The organism is Brucella grignonensis, from assembly GCF_002252505.1.
GTDB classification, from domain to species: Bacteria; Pseudomonadota; Alphaproteobacteria; order Rhizobiales; family Rhizobiaceae; genus Brucella; species Brucella grignonensis.
Genome location: NZ_NNRL01000013.1, coordinates 1 through 677, shown reverse-complemented (window position 1 = coordinate 677; position 677 = coordinate 1). Strand labels below are relative to the sequence as shown.

Below are 677 nucleotides of genomic sequence, written 5' to 3'. Positions count from 1 at the left end.
GCCAATGAGCGCTTCGCGCGCGCGGCCGCCAAGGCGGGGTTGGCCGAGATGGATATTCCCGACAGTGAGCTCGACGCCGTCTTCGAGGAGATCGCCGCGCGATTTCGGAAAAGCGGCAAGGGGCCTTCAGGCGCATCTGCTTAAGCGCCTCGAACGGCGGATTGTGGCTCTGGAGCGAAGGCGGCGGCAGACGATGACAGAGGATCGCAAGAAAGACGCGCGCGAAAAGATCACGCTCGGCGGATTGGTGGTGAAGGCGGGGCTGCGAAAGGCCGACCGCGCGTTTCTGCTCGGTGTGCTGCTGGAAGCCGCGACCGTGCGCGTCGGATCGGCCGAGCATCATCGACTTAAAGCAAAAGGTGGCATGGCCTTCCAGCTTGACCGCATGAAGAGCACCGAAGCGGCGGATTCGGGATCGCGTCTTTCCGGCGCTCCCGAAAAGGCCAACGGCGACTGAACGCCAGCAAGAGGAAGCCGGACATGGCGGCAAAGACAAAACTGAAGCCGGCGCTGCTATGGGCAATCGTGCCTGCCGCCGTGACAGCGATGACTCTGGCGATCTCATCGTACAGGTGGCAGGCAATGGCGGGCGGCGTCTCACCGGCGAATGCCTGGTGGTTCTTACGCTCAGCCCCCGTTCCCAATCTGCTCTTCGGTCCGATTGCGGGAATGATCAC

The 677-nt window shown here is 63.1% G+C and carries 2 protein-coding genes and 1 pseudogene; all 3 read left to right on the top strand.

The genetic code is table 11. The features are described 5' to 3' along the window. Window positions 1-144, top strand: a 144-nt coding sequence (locus CEV33_RS00185) for a TraC family protein (protein WP_235818312.1), incomplete at its 5' end; no start/stop codon positions are given. Window positions 145-193: 49 nt separating this feature from the next. Next, window positions 194-457, top strand: a complete 264-nt coding sequence (locus tag CEV33_RS00180) for a conjugal transfer protein TraD (protein WP_094538640.1) — start codon at window positions 194-196, stop codon at window positions 455-457. 23 nt (window positions 458-480) lie between these two features. Further along, window positions 481-677: pseudogene (locus CEV33_RS00175) on the top strand (Ti-type conjugative transfer system protein TraG); the annotation flags it as partial.